Genomic DNA, 24,805 nt, shown 5'->3' on the forward strand with positions numbered 1-24,805 from the left:
GATTCGCACCCGCGACGCCAGCGGCATCGTGGGATCCGATCCAATCCGGATCGCATCCCCGCCCTCGCCATGAACGCCCTGCTCACACGCGCCCTGTTGCCCGTCGTTCTGCTGGCCAGTTCCCTTGCAGCACACGCCGCCGACCCTGCCCAACCCGCCCCACAGGCCGAGTGCATTGCCCTGGGTGGCAACCGTGACATCCGCCCGTCCAGCACGGAGCGGGAAGTGCTGCTGCGCGACGGCGATGCGCATTATCGAGTCCACCTGCAGAAGCGCTGCCTGGGCGCCGCTGCCTCGGCCAGCTACACGTTTTTCACGCGCAGTACGCCCGAACAGATCTGCGGCAATGCCCGTACCCTGCTACGGACCGACAGCAACCATTGCAGGGTGACCCGGATCGAGCCGATCGATGCGGCGACCTTCAAGCGGTTGGCGCAGCAGGGGCGCTGAACGGTCGCGGAAATGAAAAGGGCGGCCGAAGCCGCCCTTGCCAATCACATCGTGACCAGGCCGCGCCCGGCCGCCCTTATTCCACCGTTGCCGGCAGCAGGCGCTCCGGTTCGGCGTGGGTCTCGACCACCAGCTCGTCGTCGCGCACGTCGATGCTGACGCGGCCGCCATTGACCAGCTTGCCGAACAGCAGTTCGTCGGCCAGCGGGCGCTTGATCTTGTCCTGGATCATGCGCGCCATCGGACGGGCACCCATCAGCGGATCGAAGCCGTGGTGGGCCAGCCAGTCGCGTGCGGTCGGGGTGGCCGACAGGCTGACGTGCTTTTCCTGCAGCAGCATTTCCAGCTCGATCAGGAACTTGTCGACCACGCGCAGGATGTGCTCGAAGCCCAGCGGCTGGAACTGCACGACCGCGTCCAGGCGGTTGCGGAACTCCGGCGTGAAGCTGCGGCGGATGGTCTCCATCGCGTCGGTGGCATGGTCCTGCTTGGTGAAGCCGATCGACCGCCGCGAAGCCTGCGCCGCGCCGGCATTGGTGGTCATCACCAGCACCACGTTCTTGAAGTTGGCTTCGCGGCCGTTGGTGTCGGTCAGCACGCCGCGGTCCATCACCTGCAACAGGATGTTGAAGATGTCCGGATGCGCCTTCTCGATTTCGTCCAGCAGCAGCACGCAGTGCGGGGTCTTGACGATCTTCTCGGTCAGCAGGCCGCCCTGGTCGAAGCCGACATAGCCCGGGGGCGCACCGATCAGGCGGCTGATCGAATGTGGCTCCATGTACTCGGACATGTCAAAGCGGACCAGCTCGATGCCCAGCTGCAGCGCCAGCTGCTTGGTCACCTCGGTCTTGCCCACGCCAGTGGGACCGGCAAACAGGAAGTTGCCGATCGGCTTTTCCGGATTGCCCAGGCCCGAACGCGCCAGCTTGATGGCCGATGCGAGGGTGCCGATGGCCGGGTCCTGGCCAAAGATCACCATCTTCAGGTTGCGCTCCAGGTGCTGCAACACGTCCTTGTCGGTGGCGCTGACCTGCTTGGCCGGGATGCGCGCCATCTTGGCGATGATCGCCTCGACTTCCTCGACGTCGATCAGCTCCTTGCGCTGCCCTTCCGGCAACAGGCGCTGACGGGCGCCGGCCTCGTCGATCACGTCGATGGCCTTGTCCGGCAGCAGCCGGTCGGCAATGTGCTTGACCGACAGGTCCACCGCGGCCTGCAACGCCTCGTCGGAGTAGGTAACCCCATGGTGGGCCTCGTACTTGCTCTTCAGGCCCTGCAGGATCTCGTAGGTTTCGCCCACGGTCGGCTCGACGATGTCGATCTTCTGGAAGCGCCGGGCCAGGGCACGGTCCTTCTCGAAGATGCCGCGGTATTCCTGGAAGGTGGTCGAGCCGATGCAACGCAGCTCGCCCGATGCCAGGGCCGGCTTGATCAGGTTGGAGGCATCCATGGTGCCGCCCGACGCCGAACCGGCACCGATGATGGTGTGGATCTCGTCGATGAACAGCACCGCGTTGGGCACCTTCTTCAGCGCGGTCAGTACGCCCTTCAGGCGCTTTTCGAAATCGCCGCGGTACTTGGTGCCGGCCACCAGCGCGCCCAGGTCGAGCGAGTAGATGACGGCGTCGGCCAGCACGTCCGGCACCGACCCTTCGACGATGCGACGGGCCAGGCCTTCGGCGATCGCGGTCTTGCCCACGCCGGCCTCACCCACGTACAGCGGGTTGTTCTTGCGGCGGCGGCACAGGACCTGGATGGTGCGCTCGATCTCGTCCGCACGGCCCACCAGCGGGTCGATGCGGCCGGCACGGGCCTGTTCGTTGAGGTTGCTGGCGAATTCGGTCAGGGCATCGCCCTTGGGCTCACCGTCCCCGCCTTCCATGCGGCTCTCGCCTTCCGGGGAGGACGGCTGCTCGCCCTCCTCGCCCAGCTTGGCGATGCCATGGGACAGGTAATTGACCACGTCCAGCCGGGTGACGTCCTGCTGGTTGAGGTAATAGACGGCGTGGGAGTCCTTCTCGCCGAAGATGGCGACCAGCACGTTGGCGCCGGTGACCTCCTTCTTGCCCGAGGACTGCACGTGGTACACGGCCCGCTGCAGCACGCGCTGGAAGCCCAGGGTCGGCTGGGTATCACGGCCGTCGTCTTCGGCCAGGCGGGACACCGAGGCCTCGATAGCCTGCTCCAGCTCCTGGCGCAGGCGTTCGGCGTCGGCACCACAGGCCTTGAGGACAGCCTGGGCGGACGGGTTGTCGAGCAGTGCCAGCAGCAGGTGTTCGACCGTCATGAATTCATGCCGGGCCTCACGGGCGCGCTTGTAGCACTGGCCGATGGTGTGTTCGAGGTCTTTGCTGAACATGGATTACTCCGGCGGCAGATGGGGACAATATGCGGCCTGACTACGCGATTTCCATCACCCTAGCGGATTGCTGCGTTCAGATGGCGTTAGCAGTGCGGATTGCTTGATCATCGTTCACGCCCGGGCAGCCCGCCGGCGCTTCGGCGAACCCTACCCGATCGGCTGTCCGTTGCTACGTGATGACCCGCAACACGCCTCGCCCCGGAGGTCAGCGGGCAAGGCAGGCGGATTGAACGTGAGCACGCAGGCGGGGCCAGAGAACGGCCATGGCTGGAACGGTGCGGATTGCTGGCGTTGACTCGGTAGAGTCGAGCTTGCTCGACTGCATTGAAGATCAGTCGAGCAAGCTCGACTCTACGCACTACCGGGGGTCAGGCCTTTTCCATCGTGCACAGCAGCGGATGCTGGTTCATGCGCGAGTACTCGTTGACCTGGGCAACCTTGGTTTCGGCCACTTCACGGGTGAAGACCCCGCAGACACCGCGGCCACGGGTATGCACGTGCAGCATCACCTGCGTGGCCTTGTCCAGGTCCATGCTGAAGAACTGCTGCAGGACGTCCACCACGAAATCCATCGGGGTGTAGTCGTCGTTGAGGATCATCACCTGGTAGAACGGCGGCGGCGCCACTTCGGGGCGCGCGGGCTCCACGGCGATACCGTGGTCGTGATGGGATTCGGGGGAAGACTCGCGGGGCATCCGTACATTATAGAGGGTGCGGCGGCGCTGCGTCGGCCTGGCGCGGAATGGACGGCACGCACGGCCGCCGTCACAATTACCGCCTGTCCCCCACGTTTCACAGGATTTTCATGAAAAGGACCCTTCTGCCTGCCCTGCTGCTCGCCCTGGCCGCCGCCGGTACCGCCGGTGCCGCGACCACCGCTGACAGCAGCAAGGCCGATGCCGCCGTCGCCCGCCACCTGGAGAAGCTGGGCTACACCTTCGAGGTGGACGAGGACGGCGACTACCAGATGGTGTTCGACGTGGAAGGCGACCGCACGCAGATGGTCTACGTGCGCTCGGCCGTGGAGGACTTCGGCAGCCACAACATCCGCGAGGTGTGGTCGCCGGGCTATGTGTCCAAGGACAAGCAGTTCCCCGAAGCGGTGGCCAACCGCCTGCTGGAAGATTCCCAGGACGCCAAGATGGGCGGCTGGGTGAAGCAGGACAAGACCGCCATGTTCGTGGTGAAGATCGACGCCGATGCCACCACCGACCAGCTCAGCGACGCCATCGATGCGGCCATCCGGACCGCCGATGCGATGGAGCTGGAGCTGACCAAGAAGGACGACCTCTGAGTTGAACGCTGTGCAGGACCCGCGCTGGGCACCGCATGCCACCGTGGCCACCGTGGTGGTCGACGGCGGCCGCGTGTTGCTGGTGGAAGAGACCATTGACGGCCGGCAGGTGCTGAACCAGCCCGCCGGCCACCTGGAACCAGGCGAGAGCCTCGCCGCCGCGGCCCTGCGCGAGACCCGCGAGGAAACCGGCTGGACGGTGGAACTGAGCGCCTTCATCGGCTGCTACCAGTGGACCGCGCCTGACGGCACGGCGTTCCTGCGCTTCTGCTACGCCGCCCGCCCGGTCTCGCACGACCCGGCGCAGCCGCTGGATACCGGCATCGACCGCGCGCTATGGCTGGACCCGGCCGAGCTGCAGGCCGCCGGCCCGCGCCTGCGCAGCCCGCTGGTCTGGCAGGTGGTGGCCGACTACCTGGCCGGCCAGCGCCATCCGCTTTCCCTGGTCCAGGAGGTCGCATGAGCAGTCCCCGGGTAATGGTGGGCGTGTCCGGCGGCGTCGATTCCTCCGTGGCCGCCTGGCGCCTGGTGCAGCAGGGCGAGGCCGTGGCCGGCCTGTTCATGCAGAACTGGGCCGACGATGGCAGTGGCGACTGCCGCGCCGAGGATGATCGCCGCGATGCGGTGGCTGTCTGCGGCCTGCTCGGCATCCCGTTCCACTTCCGCGATTTCTCCAACGAGTACTGGCAGGGGGTGTTCGAACACTTCCTGGCCGAGTACGCCGCCGGCCGCACGCCCAACCCGGACGTGCTGTGCAACCGCGAAGTGAAGTTCAAGCACTTCCTGGATGCCGCCCGCGAGCTGGGGGCCGAGCGCATCGCCACCGGCCACTACGCGCGCATCGCCCAGCGCGGCCAACAATGGCTGCTGCTGCGCGGCGCCGACCGTTCCAAGGACCAGAGCTACTTCCTGCACCAGCTGGGGCAGGAACAACTGGCCGCCACCCTGTTCCCGATCGGCGACCTGGAAAAGAGCGACCTGCGCCGGATCGCCCGCGACGTCAGCCTGCCGACCCATGCCAAGAAGGATTCGACCGGCATCTGCTTCATCGGCGAGCGCGATTTCCGTGAATTCCTCGGCCGCTACCTGCCCGCCAAGGCCGGCCAGATCCTCGATCCGGCCGACGGCAGCGTCATCGCCGAGCATCCGGGCGTGTTCTATTTCACCCTGGGCCAGCGCGAAGGCCTGAACATCGGCGGCGTGCGCGGCCGCCCTGCCGCGCCCTGGTACGTGGTCGGCAAGGATGTGGCCAGCAACGTGCTGTACGTGGACCAGGACCGTGACAGCCGATGGATGCTGTCCGACCGGCTGCGCTCGGAGACCGCCCACTGGATTGCCGGTGCGCCGCCGGCCCGCCGCTTCGAGTGCACCGCCCAGACCCGCTACCGGCAGCCGGACGAGCCGTGTACGGTCGAGGTGCTGGACGATGGCAGCGTGCTGGTGACCTTCGCCCGCCCGCAGCGTGCCGTGACCCCTGGCCAGTCGCTGGTGCTGTATGACGGTGATGTCTGCCTGGGCGGCGCGGTGATCGCCGCAACCGATGCGCCGCTGGAACAGCGCCTGCGCACCACCCCTTCTCCTTTTGAGGTAATCGCTGCATGAGTTTCACTGTCGACGACCGCGTCCTGGCCCTGGCCGGCATTGCCCAGGCCCTGCAGCAGGTGCGCCGTATCGCCGATACCGGCCATTCCGACGCCGCGGCGGTGCGTACCGCGGTGGACAGCGTGTTCCGCATCGATGCCGCCTCCCCGCAGGAGGTGTTTGGTGACCGCGACGCGCTGAAGTCCGGCCTGCGCCTGCTGCACAACTACTTCCGCAACCAGGGCCAGGACCCGATCCTGCCCAAGCTGGCCCTGTCGGTGCTGCAGCTGGAGCGGCGGTTCGTGCAGGACGGTGCCACCGTGAACAAGGTCGCCTCGGGCATCGAGCGCGCCCAGCGCCAGGCCCTCGAGCTGGGCGACAGCGGCCACCCGGACGTGCTGGCCAGCCTGGGTGGCCTGTATGCGGACACCATCAGCCACCTCAAGCCGCGTGTCATGGTGCAGGGCAACCCGCACTACCTGGGCCAGGCCGGGGTGGTGGCCGAGATCCGCGCGCTGCTGCTGGCAGCCGTGCGTGCCGCCGTGCTGTGGCGGCAGCTGGGGGGCAGCTACTGGGACTTCCTGCTCAGCCGCAAGGCGATGACCGAGGCCGTGGACCGCCAGCTGGCCTGAGGGCCTTGGGGCCTGGGGTCAGAGCCCTTTTCCATGGAAAAGGGATCCGACCCCGATGCCGGCGGCCCCCGATTGACCGATGCGTCGGAAATCCGGCGCATTCAGAGAGCACATCGACGTTAAAGAGAAAGGGGGTACGGCCGATACATCCTCCGTGCACCTCCCGAGAACGTCCATGTACTCACGCATTTTCATCCGTCTGGCCGCCCCCCTGGCCCTGACCCTGCTGCTCCCCTTCGCCATCGGTTTCGAATGGCCGGCCGCCCTGCGTTGGGCGATCCTGACCACGATGACGCTGAGCTGGCTGGGCTTTGCGTGGTGGACCACCCGCGCCCAGGCGCATCGTTCCCCGGAACATGCCCGTGTCCTGCGTGAGCAGGACCAGCTGCTGACCGAGCTGCGCAACTTCGTCGGCAACGAGATCGACGGTTCGCGTGGCGAAGTGGAACGCGCCCGTGACCTGATCCGCCAGGCTGTGTCCAGCCTGGGCGGCAGCTTCGATGCGATGAACCGCAAGTCCCGCCAGCAGAGCCAGGCCCTGTCGCGCATCGTCGACCGCGCCGGTGACGAAGGCAGCGCCGGCCTCGACGTCGCCCGCTTTGCCCAGCACGCCAGCCACCGCATGGAACAGCTGGTGGAAGCGCTGGAACAGGTGAGCGGCCAGAGCAGCACCACCGTGCAGCACATCGACCAGATGGCCCAGCACCTGGACGGCATCTTTGCCCTGCTGGAAGACGTCAAGTCGATTGCCGACCAGACCAACCTGCTGGCACTGAACGCCGCCATCGAAGCAGCCCGAGCCGGTGAAGCCGGTCGCGGTTTCGCTGTGGTGGCCGACGAAGTGCGCAACCTGTCCGAGCGCTCGACCACCTTCAACGAGCAGATCCGCAAGCTGGCCCACAGCTCCAAGGACGCCATTGCCAAGGTGCGCGAGACGGTCTCGCACATGGCCTCGCGTGACATGGACCGCTCCCGCGAAGCGCGCCAGGAAGCGGCGGCGATGCTGGACAACGTGGCCCAGATCAACGCCTCGCTGGGCGATGGCATGCGCGAAGTGTCCGAGTGCGCCCGCTCGATCGACGGCAGCGTGGCCGAGGCCGTGCGCGCCCTGCAGTTCGAAGACATCGCCACCCAGGCACTGGGCGGCGTACACACCCACCTGGACCGCCTGACCGCGATCAACCGCGAAGCGGTGGCCCTGCAGGAACTGCTGCACCGTAACGGCGGCGTGTTCGACGAAGAGATCGCCACTGCCCTGCAGCGCACTGGCAGCCGCCTGCGCGAACTGCGCAGCGAGTGGGAACGCCCGCCGCACAAGCCGGTTGCCCAGCAGAACATGGGCGCCGGTACGGTCGAGCTGTTCTGATCCAGATGTCCGCTGCCTGCTCCGGCAGCCCGCAAGGCCCCGGTCATTCCGGGGCCTTTGCCTGTAACCTGCCGTTGGAAGCTCCCGACCCACGCACCATGACCCTGATCCGTGCCCTGCCCCCGATCGACCCCAGCCAGCGCCCGCGTAACCCGGGTGTCCGTGAGCAGTTGCAGGCGCTGGAGACGGTGGCACGCGAAGAGATCGAGGAACTGCAGCAGCTGGCCGATGCCCGCCCTGCCCCACCGGCGCCTGCTGGCGAGCTTCTGGGGATGGCCTGGGATCTTGGGTTGGATGGGGATGCGTTGAAACATCCCTGACGGGTGTCCCGATCCGGCACCACTGATGCCAATTTAGGATTTATTGCATGGCGTGCGCTTCACGGACGGGACACACTGCCCGCTCCATCTGACACGGCACCAGCATGACGCTTGACCTGGACGAGGCCCGCGAAGCCTTTGATCAATTCCTGATGCTCATGGACGGCCAGATCGAATGGCTGGTCGCGCAGGCACTAATCCATGGCATTGCGCTCGATGGAAGCCCCGAAAGCCTCGACAGGCTGGAACGCCTGCATGACTTGATGGAAGTCACACTGTCAGATGATGAGCGGGACTCCCTGAGGGTCATACTTGCCCGATACCTGGGAGAGACCGTCAGGCTGTTACACGGTGGGAGGTGGGACCTGCCACTGGATGATCCCAAGGACGTTAACTTCAACAGACCCGTAATCGTGGGGCACTCGCGCTACCCCCTGTGTGAATTCAGCCCCATCCATGCGATACGCGCCTACTCGCTTCGCCGCCGCCCAGGGCTGATCAGGAGCATCGTTGCCAGCAGTGTCAATCCGCAGATCCTGGACCTAAGCGATCTGGCTGAAGAGGAATGACCTGCAGGAGCAAGGCCATCCTGACTTCATCCACGCGTGGCGTGGATCTACTGAATTACGCGGCGTGATGGTGCCGCAGCCGCTATGGCATGATGCGCCGGTCCCGCTCATGGAAGACCGATGGCCCTGACCCTGATCGCCCTGCTGCTGGTCGAAGTCCTGCTGCTTGTCCGGTGGGCGCCGTTCTTCTTCGGCACCGGCCTTGCCCTGTTCAACCAGCGCATTGCCGCATCTCCGGCCCAGCTGGCCCAGCTCTCGCTGGGCGGGCTTGAGCATGACCTTCCGGACGAGAAGTGGATGCGCCTGGTGTTCCATGCACTGCCTGATGGCAGCGTCGCGTTCCGCGAGAGCTACGCCCCGCATTTTGGTGGCCGCTACTTCCCGCTGCTGCGCGGCCAGCTGGTGGTCGACACGCGGCGCCGCGAGATGCGGGGTGATTGGTCGATGCAGCTGGTTCGCGCTGGTGTTTACCGCGATGCTGCTGCCGATCGTCCTGGTGCACCCGATGGCGTGGCCGATGGTGGTGTTCCTGCTGGTGTTCTACATGGGGTATTACATCCAGCGGCGGCGCTATGCCGGCGTTGTTGAAGCGGTGCGCGCGCGGCTGCGGTAGATCCATGCGATGCGGGCGTCAGTGCCGACCAACGGTCGGCACCCACCAGGACGCAGCCCGGTAGCAGATCCACGCCATGCGTGGATGATCGCGAGTGCGGGCATCAGTGCCGACCAACGGTCGGCACCCACCAGGGCGAAGCGCGGTAGTAGATCCACGCCATGCGTGGATGAGCGCGAGTGCGGGCATCAGTGCCGACCAACGGTCGGCACCCACCAGGGCGAAGCCCGGTAGTAGATCCACGCCATGCGTGGATGATCGCGAGTGCAGGCGTCAGTGCCGACCAACGGTCGGCCCCCACCAAGGCACAGATCAGTGCCGCCGGGCATGGCCCGGCGCTACCGGGCCAGGGCGACTTCCGGGGCGGCGTGCTGCTGGCGCAGCCACAGTGCCAGGTCGCGCGGGCTGAGCGGGCGTGAGTACAGGTAGCCCTGGATCTCGTCGCAGCCCTGCCGGCGCAGCATGTCTTCTTCCTGGTGCGTCTCCACGCCTTCGGCCACCACCTTCATGCCCAGCGCATGGCCCAGATGGACGATGGCCTGGGTCACTTCGGCCGTGCCCGTGTCATGCAGCATGCCCTGCACGAAGCTGCGGTCGATCTTCAGGCGGCCTACCGGGAAGCGGTTGAGATAGTGCAGGTTGGAGAAGCCGGTGCCGAAGTCATCCACCGCCAGCGGGACGCCGTGCCGCTCCAGCACGTCGAAACAGTGGCGCAGGATGTCGGTGTCACGGATCAGCGCCGATTCGGTCAGTTCCAGCTCCAAGCGCTGCGGCGGCCAGCCATGGGCGTGGCAGATCTCGATGACGCGCTCGGCAAAACCACGGTCGCGCAGCTGCACGGCCGACACGTTCACCGCGATGCGCTCGAAGCGCAGGCCGGCGCGGTCCCATGCCGATGCCTGGCGGCAGGCTTCAGACAGCACCCAGTCGCCGATGCGGACGATCTCGCCACACTTTTCGGCAATGGGGATGAACTCGGCCGGGCTGCAGTAGCCGATGCCCGGGCGATGCCAGCGCAGCAGCGCTTCGATGGCGGGAGGCTCACCGTGGTGGGCATGCAGCAACGGCTGGTAGGCCAGGCTGAACTCCTCGCGCTCGATCGCGCCGTGCAGGCCGTGTTCGATCTCCAGCCGGCGCTGGATGCGCGCCAGGGCGTCCTGGCTGTAGTACTGGTAAGTGTTGCGCCCCGCTTCCTTGGCCGCGTACATCGCGGCATCCGCGGCGCGCAGCAGCGAATCGAAATCGGTCTGGGTATCGCCCAGCATCGCGATGCCCACGCTGGCGCCCACCTTCAGGGTGGTATCGCCCCGGCGCAGCGGCTCGGCCAGCGATCCGATCAGCTTGCGCGCCACGTGGCCGGCATCTTCCGGCTCGGCCAGGTCACGCAGCACCACGATGAACTCGTCGCCACTGAAGCGGCCGAACAGATCGTTGTTGCGCAGGTTCTGGTGCAGGCGGGTGGCGGCGGCCTTCAGCAGCGCATCGCCGGTGGCGTGGCCGAAGCTGTCGTTGATGGTCTTGAAGCCGTCCAGATCGATGAACAGCATCGCCAGCGACGTGCCGCGGTCGCGTGCTTCTTCGATGGCCTCGGCGGTCTGCTCGCCGAGCAGGACACGGTTGGGCAGGCCGGTCAGCAGATCGTAATGGGCCAGAAGTTCGATGCGCTCGTTGGCTTCGCGCTCGCGGGTGATGTCACGGAACAGGACCACGAAGCGCGGCGGCAGGCCATCGCGACGGTCCAGCTCGATCAGCACCTGCACCCACACGCGCAGGCCCGACTGGCGGTAGAAGCACAGATCGAGCTGCTCGGGCAGGCCACCACCGGCAATGCGCTGCAGCGCAGCCTCGAAATGGGCGCGCGAATCTTCGGTGTACAGCGCCAGCGCCTGGTCCAGGGTGATCGGTTCCTTGCGCAGGCCGTGGATGCGGTAGCACTCCTCGGTCCACTGCATGTGCCGGGTGCTGACCTCGATCTCGCAGCCACCGATGCGGCCCAGCGCGGACACGCGGTTGAGCAGTTCGGTACGCCAGCGGATGAGCGCGTCGGTCTGGTGCTGTTCGGTGATGTTCTGCACCTGGCCCAGCAGGCGCTTGGGATGGCCATCCATGTCCAGCAATGGCTGCATCCACAGGCGCAGGTGCTGCGATGGCTCGCTGCCACGGGTCAGTTCAAGTTCCAGGTTGGCAGCGCGGCCGTCACGCCACAGCCGGCGCCACGCAGCACGCAGCGCGCCGCGCGAACGCGGGTGCAGCTGCTTCAGCCAGCGGCGCTGGCCGGGCACTTCGCCGGGCTCGAGGGCCAGCAGCGAGCGCAGCTCGGGCGACCACCAGAACCGGTGGTTGGTCGGGTCGAACGACCAGCTGCCCATGCTGGCGATGCGCTGGGCCTCGCTCAGGTGCAGCTGCTGTTCCTGCAGCAGCGCTTCCAGCTGCTTCTGCTGCTCGATATCGGTGTGCGTGCCGACCATGCGCAGCGGCTGGCCATCGGCGGTGCGGGCGACCACGCGGCCGCGATCCAGCACCCAGCGCCATTGGCCATCTTCCTGGCGGAACCGGAACTGGGCGCTGTACTGCTCGCTGTGGCCGCGCAGGTGTTCGTCCAGCGCGGCGCGCATGTCGCCCAGGTCGTCGCTGTGCACGCGGGCGATGATGGCGTTGGCCGTCTCGTCCACCAGCGCCGGGGTGCGTACCACCCGGTCGCTGGGAATGTCCCAGTCCCACAGGCTGTGGCCGGCACTTTCCAGGGCCAGCTCCCAGCGCCCGCCCGCATCCACCGGCACCGGCTCGGGCACGCTGAGGGTGAAGGCCAGCAGGTTGCCGCTGCCATCGTGTACCGCGCGCAGGTAGCCATCGTAGTGACCGCGGGGTCCGCCCGGCAGGGTACAGGCGACGATGCCACCGTCGGCCGCAAGCAGGCGCAGGTCCTCCAGCATCGGCGCGTAGGCCGCCACCGTCGACGGCAGGCCGTGCTCGCGCGCGGCACCATTGGCTGCAAGCGGGCGCCCGCCACGGTCGACGATGACCAGCGCCGAGGCAAGCGGGTGCTGCAGCAGGCTGGCGATGATCCCTTGGTCCACGCGATGTTGCTCCGGAATGGCGCGCCCGACAGCGGGGCACGCAGTGGTTAACGGCGCATCCGGCGGATAATTGAGTGCCAAGGCGCACCTGCGCGGTAATATGGCCGGCGCCCCCTCCTCCTGCCCTGTCCATGCCCGCAGAACCGACCGGCACCGCCCCCGCTCCCGACCCGCAGATGGCGAAGGCGCTGGGTCGTGACCGTCGCCGGGTGGTGCTGAGCTACCTGGTGCTGGCGCTGGCGTGGATGATTGCCACCGATGGCGCGATGGCGGCCCTGGTGCCGGACCCGCAGCAGCTGGCGTTCTGGCAGACCGTGAAGGACGCCTTCTTCGCCTTTGCCAGCGCTGGCCTGCTGTACCTGCTGCTGCGGCCGCTGGCCGAGCACGTGCTGCGCACCCATACCCGCCTGCAGGGCTCGGAGCTGCGCCTGCGGCAGCTGTTCGAGGGCAACCCCGGGCCGATCCTGGTCTACGACCTGGACAGCCTGGCCATCCTCGATGCCAATCCCGCCGCCTGCCTCGCCTTCGGCTGGGAGCGCGACGAACTGCTGCAGCAGGCCATCGACGTGCTGTGGGCGCCTGGCGACCGGCTGGTGCTGCAGGCCAAGCTGGAGGCGATCCGCGAGGCACCCGAGCAGATCTGCATCCTGCGCACCCCGCTGCAGCTGCGCGACGGCAGCGTCCGGCAGATGGAACTGCGCTCGAACGCGATCGACTATGACGGGCGCAACGCCCGCCTGCTGATCGCCATCGACCGCACGGCCGAAGACCTGGCCCAGCTGCGCCGCGACCAGGCCCTGGCCCGGGTGGAAGAGGCTCACGAACTGGCCCGCATCGGCGCCTGGGAGCTGGACCCGGCCAGCGGCCTCGGCCGCTATTCCAACCAGGTGTACCGCCTGCTTGGCCGGCGCCCGCCCGAGGCACGGCGCTGGCACCGCTTCGATGAACTGCTGGTACCGGCCGACCCGACCACTGCGACCCAGACCGAGCAGCTGCTGGCCGAGCTGTGCACCAGCCCCACGGCGCAGGTGGACGTACTGCTGCCAGTGCTGTCGATGGACGGCCGCGCGCTGATGGTGCACCTGCGCGCAGCGAGTGGCCTGGACGAGGCCGGCCGCGAGCGGGTGCTGGGCACCCTGCAGGACGTGACCGAGCGCGAGCAGTCGCGCCGCCTGCTGCGTGAGCGCGAGGAGCAGTTCCGCGAGCTGGTGCGGGTGCTGCCCGACGGCGTGGTGATCCTGTCCGAGGAGCACGTGCTGTACGCCAACGCCTGGGCCGCGGCCCTGTTCGGCTATGGCAGCCATACCCTGCTGGGTGAACCGCTGGATGCGCTGGTGGACCCGGCTGAACTGGACCGCGTGCGCGTGCAGCTGCGCGCCGGCCAGCCGCAGCACAGCCCTGGCCACAACAGCGTGGTGGTGATGCAGCGTGCCGATGGCCGCCGCTTCCATGCGGGCCTGGCCGTGGGCGAAGTGCGCTACGGCGGCCGCGACTGCAAGCTGCTGATCGTGCGCGACCTGAGCGAATCCGAGCGCACGCGCACCGCACTGGAGATCAGCAACCGCGAGCTGCAGGCCATGGCTGGCCGCCTGTTCTCGCTGCAGGAGGACGAGCGACGCGCCATCTCGCGCGACCTGCACGATGACATCGGCCAGGCGATCACCGCCATCAAGCTTTCTGCGTATGCGGCGCAGGATGAAGAGGACGCGCAGCGCCGCGGCGAGGACCTGGCGCAGATCGTCAGCCTGGCCGACACCACGGTGGCGAAGCTGCGCGACATCTCCACCCTGCTGCGCCCGCCACAGCTGGATGCACTGGGCCTGGAGGCGGCATTGAGCTGGCAGGCGCGGGTGCTGTTCCGATCTTCGCCGGTGGAGCTGCTGGCCGAAATCGATACCCTGCCCTCGCGCCCGGACAACAGCATCGAGCAGGCCTGCTTCCGCATCGCCCAGGAAAGCCTGACCAACGTGCTGCGCCACGCCCGTGCCAGCCAGGTGCAGCTGCAGCTGCGCGATGTCGACCAGCGCGGCCTGCACCTGCAGATCCGTGACGACGGCGAGGGCTTCGACCCGGACGGCCCACGCGGGCTGGGCCTGATCGTGATGCGCGAACGCGCGCAGAGCGTCGGCGGCCATGTCCATATCGAGTCGGCGCATGGCGCCGGTACCCTCGTCGACGTCCACCTTCCCTACCAGGCGGCCACTGCGGCCGCCGCTGATTCCCCGGAATACTGAGCCATGTGGAACCCCAACATGCCCCTTGTCAGCATCGACGACGCCCCTGATCGGTTGGGCGCCGGCAACCCCGAGCTGCAGGTCATGGTCACCGAAGCTGCCTCCGGCGGCACCCCCTTGATGCTGATGCACGTGGACATCGACCACTTCGCATCGGTCAACGAAAACATGAGTGCCGACGTCGGCGACCAGGCCCTGGTGCTGGTTGCCCAGCGCCTGCAGTCCTACCTGCGCGGCCGCGGCAAGCTGTGGCGGCATGGCAGCGATGAGTTCCTGCTGGCGGTGCCGCGCACTGCCGACCTGCCGCTGCCGGAGGACTTCGCCGAAGAGATCCGCCAGCAGATGGAACTGCCGCTGTCAGTGCTGCCGTACACCCTGTTCATGACCGGCAAGCTGGGCGTAAGCCTGTGCCCGGAGCACGCCAGCAGCGCCTCGCGCCTGCTCGACCACGCCGAGGACGCGCTGTACCAGGCTGCCCGCGAGGGTGGCAATGCGGTGCGCATCCACGCGGTGGATACCCCGCCCAGCGCGCACAGCGAAAGCATCATCGCCCGCCAGATCGTCGACGCGATTCCCAATGGCGAACTGAAGCTGCGCTACCAGCCGCTGGTCAGCGCCCGCGACGGCCACGTGGTGGGCATGGAAGCGCTGCTGCGCTGGCAGTCGCCGACGCTGGGCATGCTGGTGCCGGAGCGCTTCATGCGTACCGCCGAGCGCCTGGGCATCATCGTGCAGATCGGCACCTGGGTGCTGGAAGGCGCACTGAAGCAGGCGCGGCTGTGGCGCGACCAGGGCTTCGATGACTTCACCATCGCCGTGAACGTGTCGACGCTGCAGCTGCTGCGGCCGAACTTCTTTGCCGAGGTGATGGGCCTGATCCAGGCCGCAGGCGTGCCGGCGCAGATGCTGACGCTGGAGATCAACGAGAGCGCGCTGACCAACAACGTCAACTTCGTCCACGAAACGCTGGCCAACCTGCGCAATGAAGGCATCAGCCTGAGCCTGGACAATTTCGGCACCGGCGATTCCAGCCTGAGCGCGCTGGTGCGCTACCCGGTGGACAAGCTGAAGATCGACCGCAGCTTCATCAAGAGCGCGCCGGCCGGCAACCGCGAGGCCGCCATCGCCCGCGCCATCATCGCCATGGGCCACCAGCTGGGCATGACGGTGATCGCCAATGGCGTGGAATCGCAGGCGCAACTGGGCTTCCTGCGGCGCAACGACTGCGATGTGTTCCAGGGCTACCTGTTCGGCGAACCGATGTCGGCCGATGCCGCCGGCATGACCCTCCGCCGCCGCTACCTGCGCCCGGAAGCGTTTGCCGAAACCCGCCCGGACCGCACACTGCTGCTGCTGGATGACGAAGAGAACGTGCTGCGTTCGCTGGTGCGCCTGTTCCGTCGCGATGGCTATCGCATCCTGGCCGCCGGCAACGTGCGCGATGCGTTCGACCTGCTGGCGATCAACGACGTGCAGGTGATCCTGTCCGACCAGCGCATGAGCGACATGAGCGGTACCGAGTTCCTGGGCCGGGTGAAGATGCTCTACCCGGACACGATCCGCCTGGTGCTGTCCGGCTACACCGATCTGAACACGGTGACCGATGCGATCAACCGCGGTGCGATCTACCGCTTCCTGACCAAGCCCTGGAACGATGATGAGCTGCGCAAGCACATCCACCAGGCATTCCGCACGTACGAGGAACAACGGCGCAGCAATGCCGGGCCGACGCCAGTAGAAGCGGGAGACGCCGGCGAGGATCGCACGCCGCTGCGTTGACCCACCTGTAGAGTCGAGCCATGCTCGACTGCTTTTTGCCGTAGTCGAGCATGGCTCGACTCTACAGAAGCGAGGTCAGCGCGGCTGCTTTACCGGCAGCACCACGCGGAAGCGCGAGCCGACGCCGGGCGTGCTGTCCAGGTCGATGCGGCCGTGGTGCTTGTTGATGATGCTGTAGGAGATCGACAGGCCCAGGCCGGTGCCGCTGCCGACCGGCTTGGTGGTGAAGAACGGATCGAAGATGCGCTGGCGCAGCTCCGGCGAAATGCCGCCACCGGTATCCTCGAACTCGACCCAGACCGTGTCGCCGTCCACGCCGGTACGCACGGTGATGGTGCCGCGCTCGGCGATGGCATGGCCGGCGTTGAGCAGCAGGTTCATGTAGACCTGGTTCAACTCCGACGGCAGGCATTCCACCAGCGGCAGCTGGCCGAACTCACGGTGCAGGGTGACCTTGTACTTGAGCTCGTTCCAGATGATGTTGATGGTCGATTCCAGGCCGGAATGCAGGTCCACCAGCTTCCACGACTCGTCGCGGCCGGAATACGAGAAGTCCTTCAGGTCGCGCACGATGCGGGTCACCCGCTCGATGCCCTCGCGCGATTCGGCCATCAGCTGCGGCAGGTCGCGGCTGATGAAATCGATGTCGAGGCGGTCACGGATATCGTCGATTTCCGGGATCAGCGCCTTCGGGTCCGGCGCGCGCAGGGCCCGCTCGTACGCTTCGATGACGGTGAACAGGCTGCGCAGGTATTCCTGCAGGCTGCCGAGGTTGGAGTGCACGTAGCCGATCGGGTTGTTGATCTCGTGCGCCACGCCGGCGGCCAGCTGGCCGATGGAGGCCATCTTTTCCGACTGCAGCAGCTTTTCCTGGGTGCCGTTGAGGCGCAGGTAGGCCTGGCGCAGTTCGGCATGGCGCTGCTGCAGTTCGCGCTCGTAGTCTTCCTGCCCCTCGATGGGGCGGAACAGGGCCAGGTAGTGGCCACTGCCGGGTTGGCCGTGGTGGTACAGGTGGGCGATGACCACCCCCTCGCCTACCGGCAGGCTGCCGTTCCACTGCCCGTGCAGGCGCGCCTGCTCCAGCGCATCCGGCGGCAGCAGCTCGCGCAGGCGCTGCGGCGCCGCTGCGGCGGCTTCTTCACTGCCCAGCAGGTTCTGCGCGGCCGGGTTGGCCAGGGCCACCTGCCCGTCTTCGGTGAACAGCAGCAGCCCTTCGCGCAGGCGCTCAAGCAGGGCCTGCAGCACCGGCTGCGGGGGAAGGGGGGCGGTAACCAGGGCGTTGGCGGCAGACACGGCGACTCGGGGGCTTGCGAACAGGCGCCCAATATACGCGCTGCCGCGCAGCGCAGCAGCCTGACCGCATCCACGCATGGCGTGGATCTACTGCCGGGGTGCGCCCCAGGCCGGTCAGGCGACGGCGAGTGGCCGGCGTGCGTTGACCGTGTGCGCCTGGCCCTTGGCGTCGTACGAGGACGATGCTTCGGTGCGACCGAGCTGGCGCAGCGCCCAATCCACCTCGCGGCGGCGGCGCGACAGCAGCACGCCATTGGCGCGGTTGCGCTCGGCCAGCGCCTGCAGCTGCTCGGCCTCGCCCAGCGGCGGGGTCGAATCCAGGGCACGCAGCGCCTCCAGCTTGGCGCCGGTAGCGCGGATCAGCGCGTGCACATCGTGCTCGACCAGGGCCTGGTGTTCGACATCCAGGGCCTGGGCAAGTCGCTGAAGATGTTCACTCATCGCCGCGGTCATCCCTGCAGCTGCTGGTCCAGTTCAAGCATGCGCGATGCAATCGCGTCCGGATTGATCTTGTAGCTGCCGTTCTGCAGCGACTCGCGCACGGCGGCGACACGCTGGGTGTCGATGGCCGGGGCGGTGCTCAGCTCACGCTCGAGCGCCTGCAGGTTGGTCGCCTCGCCGGTCAGGCGCAGGCTGTCAGCGGCCTCCACCGGGCGGGCCGGTGCATCACCGCTGACGCCCGGCTTGGTGGCCGGGGTCGTCACGCTGCGCAGTGCCTGGGGGACCTGCAGGTTGCCGTCGATTTTCTGGCTCATGGGGTGTCCTGGAGTTGCCGTTCACAAGGGATAACGACCGCAGGGCCGTGATCTTTAGGGAAATCTCTTACTTTTTCAACGCGCCACGATTACGTCACCATGGGCGTCCACCGTCCCCTGCACGATTCGGCGGGAGGACAGGTTTTCAACGGAAACGCGCTCGTTCTCGCCTGCATCGCCCATCGCCCGGCCCGCGATGCGCACCTCGACCGAGCCGCGCCGGGACACCAGGGCCACACTGTCTCCTCGCTTGATGAGACGCTCGGTGACCAGGTCGTTGGCCGACAACAGGCTTCCGGCCTGCAGCGGCCGACGGGCGATACGACCGACAGCGCTTGCGGGATCGGACAATACGGCGCCGGCGATCCGGGCCGCGTCACGCTGGGCAGTACTGATATCGGCCGCCGCCAGGGTTTCTCCAGTGGCAATGCCACGGGTGAGCACCAGCACCGCCTGGTTGTGGCGCACCTTCACCGGCACGAACAGGCGCCAGCCCCCGGCATCGGGGCAGCTGACCTCCACCGTGGTGTTGGCGGTGGGCTGCACCTGCAGGGCGGCCCCGCAGCGCGGCAGGCGCAGCGCGTCGGCCACCACGGCCTCGCCCTCGCTGCCGGCCGCCAGGGTCGACAGCGCCGCCGTGCGGATGCTGGCCACCGGCTGCCAATCGGCAGCGGCCGCCCACGGCGAGGCGAGCGCCAGTGCAATGCCCAATAGAGATGTGATCCGGCGCATGGCGCCTCCTGCTCGGAAAGACCTGGCCGGGTGCGTGCAAGCGGCGTGCCAGAGCCCTGCCCTTGTAGAGTCGAGCCATGCTCGACTGGCTGTTCGGAGCAAAGCAGTCGAGCATGGCTCGACTCTACAAGAGCGGCAGTCGAGCATGGCTCGACTCTACAAAAGCCCTCAAGTTCGGCCGCCCCTGCGCCGATACAGCAGCCATGTCCCATGACCTGCTCAACCGGATCGACCAGCGGACCCGACTGGCCGGCCACAATCGCCTGGCGCTGCTGCTGTTCCGTCTCGGCGGACGTCAGCTTTTTGGCGTCAATGTCTTCAAGGTGCAGGAAGTCCTGCGTCGCCCGGAGCTGTTCCAGGTACCCGGACTGCCCGGCCAGTTCGCCGGCGTGGCCGACGTGCGTGGCCGCTCGGTGCCGGTGCTGGACCTGGGCCTGGCCATCGGCCACCCCGAGCGTGAGCCGGACGCGGACACCGCCCCCGGCTACCTGGTGGTGACCGAGTTCAACCGCTCCATCCAGGGGTTCCTGGTGAGCGGGGTCGAGCGCATCGTCAACATCGCGGTGGAGGACATCCACCCGCCGCCGGAGCTGGGCGCCGAATCGAGCTACCTGACCGCGGTGACCCGCTTCCAGGGCGAGCTGATCCAGGTGATCGACGTGGAAAGCGTGCTGGCCGACATCGCCCAGATCCGTGGCGAGGCCGTGCTGGACCCGACCATGGCCATGCCGGCCGACGCCCCGCAGCTGCAGGTGCTGGTGGTGGACGACTCCCGCGTCGCCCGCCAGCAGATCCGCAGCGTGCTGGACCAGCTGGGGGTCGGCGCGACCCTGCTTTCCGATGGCAAGCAGGCGCTGGACCACCTGCTGCAGATCCACGCCTCGGGTGAAAACCCGGCCGACCGCTACGCCATGGTGATCTCGGACATCGAGATGCCGGCGATGGACGGCTACACGCTGACGACGGAAATCCGGCGCCACGCCGGCCTGTCCGGGCTGTATGTGCTGCTGCACACCTCCCTGTCGGGCGTATTCAACAATGCGATGGTGGAGCGCGTCGGCGCCAACGCCTTCGTGGCCAAGTACTCGCCGCACGAGCTGGCCGACTTCGTGCTGGACCGCCTGCGCAAGGTGGCGATGGCGGCGTAAGGCCGCCACCAGGGTCGGATCCCCGCAGGGGCTCCGACCCCCTTCGCAATCCGGCGGCACCGGGGTCAGAGCCCCTGCGGGGGTCCGACCCCTGCCCTCTTTGGCACACCGCTTGCAGCTTCCCGGGCATCGTTCCCGTGGGAGTGCACCGTGCGCAACCTGATTACCGACTACCTGGGCGTGCATGCCCAGGCCATGCCGTTGCGCGAACAGCGGATGAAGCTGATCGCCAGCAACCTTGGCAACGCCGATACCCCCGGCTACAAGGCCCAGGACCTGGACTTCGACGCCGCCCTGCGCAACGCGCAGGGCCTGGATGCCAACGGCCTGATGACCACCACGAGCGAACGGCACTACGAGATCAGTAGTGGCCTGAACCCGTTCCAGGTGGCCCGCGAAGGCGTACAGCCCAGCCTTGACGGCAACACCGTCGACCCTGATGCCGAGCGCGCCGCCTATGGCCGCGCCGCGCTGGAATACCGTGCCTCGCTCAGCTTCGTCGAGAGCAAGGTCCGTTCCATGCTCACCGCGATCACGGGGCAGTAAGCCATGAGCAACCTGCCGATCTTCGACATCGCCGGCTCCGCACTGCAGGCGCAGTCGGTGCGCATGAGCACCATCGCCTCCAACCTGTCCAACGCCGACAGCATCGCCGGCTCGGCCGACGCGGTCTACAAGCCGCTGGAGCCGATCTTCCAGGCCGTGACCAGCAAGACCGATCCGAACATCACCTCGGTCAAGGTCAAGGAAATCACCCAGAGCGATGCCGCGCCGATCAAGCGCTACGAGCCCGGCCATCCGCTGGCCGACGCCGATGGCTACATCTACCAGCCCGACGTCGATCCGGTGGCGCAGATGGTCAACCTGATCTCGACCTCGCGCAATTACCAGGCCGGCGTGGAGATGTTGACCACCGCCAAGGAACTGGCCCTGGCCACCCTGACCATGGGCCGCTGAGGCGCGCCCGCGAGGATTACCGCATGACCACCGTCACTACCCAGACCAACCAGGACGTCTACGCCGCCCTCGGCCTGAACGCCCCCAACAGCAACAGCACCAAGAAGAAGAACACGCTCGACCAGGCCGACTTCCTGCGCCTGATGACCGAGCAGCTGCAGCACCAGGATCCGCTGAAGCCGATGGACAACACGCAGATGGTCGCGCAGATGGCGCAGATGTCCACCGTGCAGGGCATCACCGACCTCAACACCTCGGTGAAGGGCTTCCAGGAATCGATGGCCAGCGACCAAGTGCTGCGTGGCGCGGCACTGGTCGGCCACGAAGTGCTGGTGCCCTCGGAAAAGCTGGTGCTCGAAGCGGAAGGTGATGTCAGCGGCACCGTTGCGGCACCCGCCGCCGGCATCGTCACCGTCGATGTCACCGATGCCAACGGCAGCAAGGTCACCTCGATCAGCGTCGAAGCCGCTGCCGCCGGCGAAGTGGCGTTCAAGTGGGACGGCAAGGATGCCAACGGCAACCGCATGGCGCCGGGCAAGTACTCCATCGTCGCCAACCACGTCGATACCGCAGGCACCAGCACCAAGCTGTCCACCTACGTGCAGGCGCCGGTGGAAAGCGTGACCGTCGGCTCCGACGGCCTGTACCTGAACCTCAAGGGCCTGGGCACGGCCCCGATCGATTACGTGCTCCGCGTCAGCTGAGCCGCACCCCCGCATCTACCAGGAGCAATCCCATGGGCTTCAACGTCTCGCTGTCCGGCATCAACGCCGCCAATACCGACCTGAGCGTCACCGCCAACAACGTCGCCAACGTCAACACGGTCGGCTTCAAGCAGTCGCGCGCCGAATTCGCCGACCTGTTCGCCGCCACCAGCTATGGCCTGTCCAACAACCAGACCGGCTCGGGTGCGCGCGTCACCAACGTGGCCCAGCAGTTCATCCAGGGCAACAACGACCAGACCGGCCGCAGCCTGGACATGGCCATTTCCGGTGAGGGCTTCTTCACCATGAACATGAACGGCGCACGCGTCTATTCGCGCGCCGGCAACTTCCAGACCGACTCGGCCGGTTACGTGGTCAACCCGCAGGGCGCACGCCTGCAGGTCTTCGCACCGAATGCCGATGGCACCAGCTTCGACGCCGGCCGCCTGGTCGACCTGCAGCTGCTGACCACCGACAGCCCGCCCAAGCAGACCAGCGAAGTGAAGGTGGGCTTCACCCTGCCCGCCAACGCCAAGCAGCCGACGGTCGCCGATTTCGATCCGACCGATTCCAACAGCTACAACCAGTCCAGCGGCGGCATCACCGTCTATGACTCGCTGGGCGTGAGCCACATCCAGGTGTCCTACTTCGTCAAGGACGCCGCGACCAACGGCTGGACCGTGCACAACTACGTCGATGGCGAACCGGCCGGTACGCCGACCGCGATCGCGTTCGACAACAGCGGCAAGCTCACCACCCCGGCCGATGCCAAGATCAGCCTCGGCACGTTCACCCCCACCACCGGTGCGGGCGAACTGAACATGACGCTGGATATCAGCGGTTCGACCCAGTACGGCGAGAAGTTCGCCCTGCGCAACACGCAGCAGGACGGCTATGCGGCCGGCAAGCTCAACGAGATCACCGTGTCCGACAGCGGCGTGGTCTACGCGCGCTACTCCAATGGCGATGACAAGCCGCTGGGCCAGGTGGCACTGACCAGCTTCAACAACACCCAGGGCCTGGCGCAGAAGGGCAACAACCTGTGGGTGGAAACCTTCGAGTCGGGTACCCCGCGCACCGCCGCGCCTGACAGCTCCAACCTCGGCAAGATCCAGGCCGGCGCGCTGGAAGCATCGACCGTGGACCTGACCGAGCAGCTGGTGAACATGATCACCGCGCAGCGCAACTTCCAGGCCAACGCGCAGATGATCACCACGCAGGACCAGATCACCCAGACCGTCATCAACATCCGTTGATGACCTGCTGACCCTGTCACGGAACGCCCCCCATGGATAAAGCCCTTTACGTTGCGATGACCGGCGCCCGCGCCTCCCTGCAGGCGCAGGGAACGCTCAGCCACAACCTCGCCAACTCGGACACCCCCGGCTTCAAGGAAGCGCTGGCCAACACCGAAGCCTTCCCGATCCGTGGGCAGGGCTTTGCCTCGCGGGTGGATGCGCTGCACGTCGACGCCGGCTTCAACCGCACCGCCGGCGCGCAGCACATCACCGGCAAGCCGCTGGACCTGTCGCTGCAGACCGGCACCTGGCTGGCCGTGCAGGCCACCGACGGCAGCGAGGCCTACACGCGTGGCGCCGCGCTGTCGGTCACCCCGAACGGCCAGCTGGTGACCTCCAGCGGCCGTCCGGTGCTGGACGACAACAACAACCCGATCGCCATCCCGCCCTACCAGGCGATGGAAGTGGGCAACGACGGCACGATCTCGATCATCCCGCAGGGCGAAGGCCCGCAGACGATGGCGATGATCGGCCGCATCAAGATCGTGCAGGCCGCCGACGAACGCCTGGAGCGCCGCCTTGACGGCCTCTTCGCCAACACCGATCCGCAGCAGCCGTTCGCGCAGGCACAGGGACCGACGGTGCACAGCGGCCAGCTGGAAGGCAGCAACGTCGATGCCGCCGGTGCGCTGGTGCAGATGATCCAGCTGCAGCGCCAGTACGAAATGCAGGTACAGGTGATCAAGCACGGCGACGAGAACGCACGCAGCGCCAACAGTCTGCTGCGCTTGGGCGGCTGACGGAATTCCGGCACCGGCACGCGCCGTTGCTGGCACGCCGCTTGCACTACCTCACCCAAGGGCCGCACCGCGCGGCCGGCTTCACCCAGACAGGACTTCGAAGATGAACCAGGCACTGTGGATTGCGAAAACCGGACTGGATGCGCAGCAGATGCGCATGTCGGTGGTTTCCAACAACCTCGCCAACACCAACACCACCGGCTTCAAGCAGGACCGCGCCAGCTTCGAGGATCTGTTGTACCAGCAGGTGCGCCAGCCTGGCGGCGCATCGTCGGCGCAGACGCAGCTGCCGACCGGCCTGCAGATCGGTACCGGCGTGCGCGTGGTGGCCACCGCCAAGAATTTCGAACAGGGCAGCCAGCAGCAGACCGGCCGCGCACTGGACGTGATGGTCAATGGCCGTGGCTTCTTCGAAGTGCAGATGCCCGATGGCAGCTCGGCCTACACCCGTGACGGCTCGTTCAAGATCAACCAGGACAGCGAGCTGGTCACCAACAGCGGCTACCCGGTGCAGCCGGGCATCCAGATTCCCGAAGGCGCGCAGTCGGTGACCATCGGCAGCGACGGCACCATCAGCGTGAAGATGGCCGACGACGCCGCCACCGTGGAAATCGGCGCGCTGACCCTGACCGACTTCGTCAATCCGGCCGGCCTGCAGGCCCGCGGCGAAAACCTGTTCCTGGAAACCACTGCCTCCGGCCCGGCGCAGAACGGCAACCCCGGCCTCAACGGCCTGGGCAACGTGGTGCAGGGTGCGCTGGAAGGCAGCAACGTCAACGTGGTGGAAGAACTGGTTTCGATGATCGAAACGCAGCGCGCCTACGAAATGAACGCCAAGGCCATTTCGACCACCGACGCGATGCTCGGCTACCTGAACCAGAACGTCTGACCGTCGCCAACG

General features: G+C 67.1%; 25 protein-coding genes. 18 read left to right on the forward strand and 7 right to left on the reverse strand.

Features of this window, described 5'->3' with window-relative positions:
- Positions 1 to 69: 69 nt before the first annotated feature.
- The gene (locus C1926_RS16560; RefSeq protein ID WP_108759972.1) at positions 70 to 450 is read left to right on the forward strand and encodes a hypothetical protein; all 381 of its coding nucleotides are present in this window, start codon (positions 70 to 72) and stop codon (positions 448 to 450) included.
- A gap of 76 nt (positions 451 to 526) precedes the next feature.
- Here C1926_RS16560 and clpA read toward each other — a convergent pair whose 3' ends face one another.
- Positions 527 to 2,809: an ATP-dependent Clp protease ATP-binding subunit ClpA gene (gene clpA, locus C1926_RS16565; protein ID WP_079221862.1), complete on the reverse strand. Its 2,283-nt coding sequence runs from the start codon at positions 2,807 to 2,809 to the stop codon at positions 527 to 529.
- 371 nt (positions 2,810 to 3,180) lie between these two features.
- Positions 3,181 to 3,507 carry an ATP-dependent Clp protease adapter ClpS gene (gene clpS / locus C1926_RS16570; protein ID WP_079221861.1) on the reverse strand — a complete coding sequence of 109 codons (327 nt, stop codon included), beginning with the start codon at positions 3,505 to 3,507 and terminating at the stop codon, positions 3,181 to 3,183.
- 110 nt (positions 3,508 to 3,617) lie between these two features.
- Here clpS and C1926_RS16575 point away from each other — a divergent pair, with 110 nt between their 5' ends.
- The 8 genes from C1926_RS16575 to C1926_RS16610 all read left to right on the forward strand — a co-directional run bounded on the left by C1926_RS16575 (position 3,618) and on the right by C1926_RS16610 (position 9,162).
- Positions 3,618 to 4,106, forward strand: a complete 489-nt coding sequence (locus C1926_RS16575) for a hypothetical protein (RefSeq protein WP_108759973.1) — start codon at positions 3,618 to 3,620, stop codon at positions 4,104 to 4,106.
- 1 nt (position 4,107) lies between these two features.
- Complete coding sequence (locus tag C1926_RS16580; RefSeq protein ID WP_108746662.1) at positions 4,108 to 4,569, forward strand: NUDIX hydrolase; 462 nt, start codon at positions 4,108 to 4,110, stop codon at positions 4,567 to 4,569.
- Positions 4,566 to 5,708, forward strand: a complete 1,143-nt coding sequence (gene mnmA, locus C1926_RS16585; protein ID WP_079221858.1) for a tRNA 2-thiouridine(34) synthase MnmA — start codon at positions 4,566 to 4,568, stop codon at positions 5,706 to 5,708. Before C1926_RS16580 ends, mnmA begins: the two co-directional genes overlap by 4 nt.
- Positions 5,705 to 6,319, forward strand: a complete 615-nt coding sequence (hflD, locus tag C1926_RS16590; protein WP_108759974.1) for a high frequency lysogenization protein HflD — start codon at positions 5,705 to 5,707, stop codon at positions 6,317 to 6,319. Before mnmA ends, hflD begins: the two co-directional genes overlap by 4 nt.
- Positions 6,320 to 6,494: 175 nt before the next feature.
- Positions 6,495 to 7,685, forward strand: a complete 1,191-nt coding sequence (locus C1926_RS16595) for a methyl-accepting chemotaxis protein (RefSeq protein ID WP_079221856.1) — start codon at positions 6,495 to 6,497, stop codon at positions 7,683 to 7,685.
- 98 nt (positions 7,686 to 7,783) lie between these two features.
- The gene (locus tag C1926_RS16600) at positions 7,784 to 8,005 is read left to right on the forward strand and encodes a hypothetical protein (protein ID WP_108759975.1); all 222 of its coding nucleotides are present in this window, start codon (positions 7,784 to 7,786) and stop codon (positions 8,003 to 8,005) included.
- A gap of 104 nt (positions 8,006 to 8,109) precedes the next feature.
- Positions 8,110 to 8,574, forward strand: a complete 465-nt coding sequence (locus C1926_RS16605; RefSeq protein WP_108759976.1) for a hypothetical protein — start codon at positions 8,110 to 8,112, stop codon at positions 8,572 to 8,574.
- Positions 8,575 to 8,694: 120 nt separating this feature from the next.
- The gene (locus tag C1926_RS16610) at positions 8,695 to 9,162 is read left to right on the forward strand and encodes a hypothetical protein (protein WP_254057302.1); all 468 of its coding nucleotides are present in this window, start codon (positions 8,695 to 8,697) and stop codon (positions 9,160 to 9,162) included.
- A 363-nt stretch (positions 9,163 to 9,525) separates the two neighbouring features.
- Here C1926_RS16610 and C1926_RS16615 read toward each other — a convergent pair whose 3' ends face one another.
- The gene (locus C1926_RS16615; protein ID WP_108759977.1) at positions 9,526 to 12,264 is read right to left on the reverse strand and encodes a GGDEF domain-containing phosphodiesterase; all 2,739 of its coding nucleotides are present in this window, start codon (positions 12,262 to 12,264) and stop codon (positions 9,526 to 9,528) included.
- Between the two features lie 131 nt (positions 12,265 to 12,395).
- On the opposite strand from C1926_RS16615, the gene C1926_RS16620 reads away from it, so the two are divergent.
- Together C1926_RS16620 and C1926_RS16625 are read left to right on the forward strand one after the other, a co-directional pair.
- Positions 12,396 to 14,498, forward strand: a complete 2,103-nt coding sequence (locus C1926_RS16620; protein WP_108759978.1) for a PAS domain-containing sensor histidine kinase — start codon at positions 12,396 to 12,398, stop codon at positions 14,496 to 14,498.
- A 3-nt stretch (positions 14,499 to 14,501) separates the two neighbouring features.
- Positions 14,502 to 16,277 carry an EAL domain-containing protein gene (locus C1926_RS16625; RefSeq protein WP_079221850.1) on the forward strand — a complete coding sequence of 592 codons (1,776 nt, stop codon included), beginning with the start codon at positions 14,502 to 14,504 and terminating at the stop codon, positions 16,275 to 16,277.
- Positions 16,278 to 16,352: 75 nt separating this feature from the next.
- On the opposite strand, the gene C1926_RS16630 is transcribed toward C1926_RS16625, so the two are convergent.
- The 4 genes from C1926_RS16630 to flgA form a co-directional block, all read right to left on the reverse strand.
- Complete coding sequence (locus C1926_RS16630) at positions 16,353 to 17,570, reverse strand: ATP-binding protein (RefSeq protein WP_079221849.1); 1,218 nt, start codon at positions 17,568 to 17,570, stop codon at positions 16,353 to 16,355.
- 114 nt (positions 17,571 to 17,684) lie between these two features.
- The gene (locus tag C1926_RS16635) at positions 17,685 to 18,023 is read right to left on the reverse strand and encodes a flagellar protein FlgN (protein WP_079221848.1); all 339 of its coding nucleotides are present in this window, start codon (positions 18,021 to 18,023) and stop codon (positions 17,685 to 17,687) included.
- A complete protein-coding gene (flgM, locus tag C1926_RS16640; RefSeq protein WP_079221847.1) occupies positions 18,020 to 18,325 on the reverse strand; it encodes a flagellar biosynthesis anti-sigma factor FlgM in 306 nt (101 codons plus the stop codon). Before flgM ends, C1926_RS16635 begins: the two co-directional genes overlap by 4 nt.
- A 75-nt stretch (positions 18,326 to 18,400) precedes the next feature.
- Positions 18,401 to 19,057 (reverse strand): flagellar basal body P-ring formation chaperone FlgA, encoded by a 657-nt coding sequence (gene flgA, locus C1926_RS16645; protein WP_108759979.1) that lies wholly within the window; start codon positions 19,055 to 19,057, stop codon positions 18,401 to 18,403.
- A 203-nt stretch (positions 19,058 to 19,260) separates the two neighbouring features.
- On the opposite strand from flgA, the gene C1926_RS16650 reads away from it, so the two are divergent.
- From C1926_RS16650 to flgG, 7 genes are all read left to right on the forward strand, one after another.
- Positions 19,261 to 20,205, forward strand: coding sequence for a chemotaxis protein (locus C1926_RS16650; RefSeq protein WP_079221845.1), 945 nt, complete (start codon positions 19,261 to 19,263; stop codon positions 20,203 to 20,205).
- A 150-nt stretch (positions 20,206 to 20,355) separates the two neighbouring features.
- Positions 20,356 to 20,751, forward strand: coding sequence for a flagellar basal body rod protein FlgB (gene flgB, locus C1926_RS16655; protein WP_079221844.1), 396 nt, complete (start codon positions 20,356 to 20,358; stop codon positions 20,749 to 20,751).
- A gap of 3 nt (positions 20,752 to 20,754) precedes the next feature.
- On the forward strand, positions 20,755 to 21,162 hold the full coding sequence (gene flgC, locus C1926_RS16660; protein WP_079221843.1) for a flagellar basal body rod protein FlgC: 408 nt from the start codon (positions 20,755 to 20,757) through the stop codon (positions 21,160 to 21,162).
- Between the two features lie 23 nt (positions 21,163 to 21,185).
- Positions 21,186 to 21,866, forward strand: coding sequence for a flagellar hook capping FlgD N-terminal domain-containing protein (locus tag C1926_RS16665; RefSeq protein WP_108746655.1), 681 nt, complete (start codon positions 21,186 to 21,188; stop codon positions 21,864 to 21,866).
- Between the two features lie 32 nt (positions 21,867 to 21,898).
- A complete protein-coding gene (gene flgE, locus C1926_RS16670; RefSeq protein WP_079221841.1) occupies positions 21,899 to 23,122 on the forward strand; it encodes a flagellar hook protein FlgE in 1,224 nt (407 codons plus the stop codon).
- A 32-nt stretch (positions 23,123 to 23,154) separates the two neighbouring features.
- Positions 23,155 to 23,904, forward strand: coding sequence for a flagellar basal body rod protein FlgF (locus tag C1926_RS16675; protein WP_108759980.1), 750 nt, complete (start codon positions 23,155 to 23,157; stop codon positions 23,902 to 23,904).
- A gap of 103 nt (positions 23,905 to 24,007) precedes the next feature.
- Positions 24,008 to 24,793, forward strand: a complete 786-nt coding sequence (gene flgG, locus C1926_RS16680; RefSeq protein ID WP_079221839.1) for a flagellar basal-body rod protein FlgG — start codon at positions 24,008 to 24,010, stop codon at positions 24,791 to 24,793.
- The last annotated feature ends 12 nt before the right edge of the window (positions 24,794 to 24,805 follow it).

The organism is Stenotrophomonas sp. ZAC14A_NAIMI4_1, from assembly GCF_003086915.1.
GTDB lineage: Bacteria > Pseudomonadota > Gammaproteobacteria > Xanthomonadales > Xanthomonadaceae > Stenotrophomonas.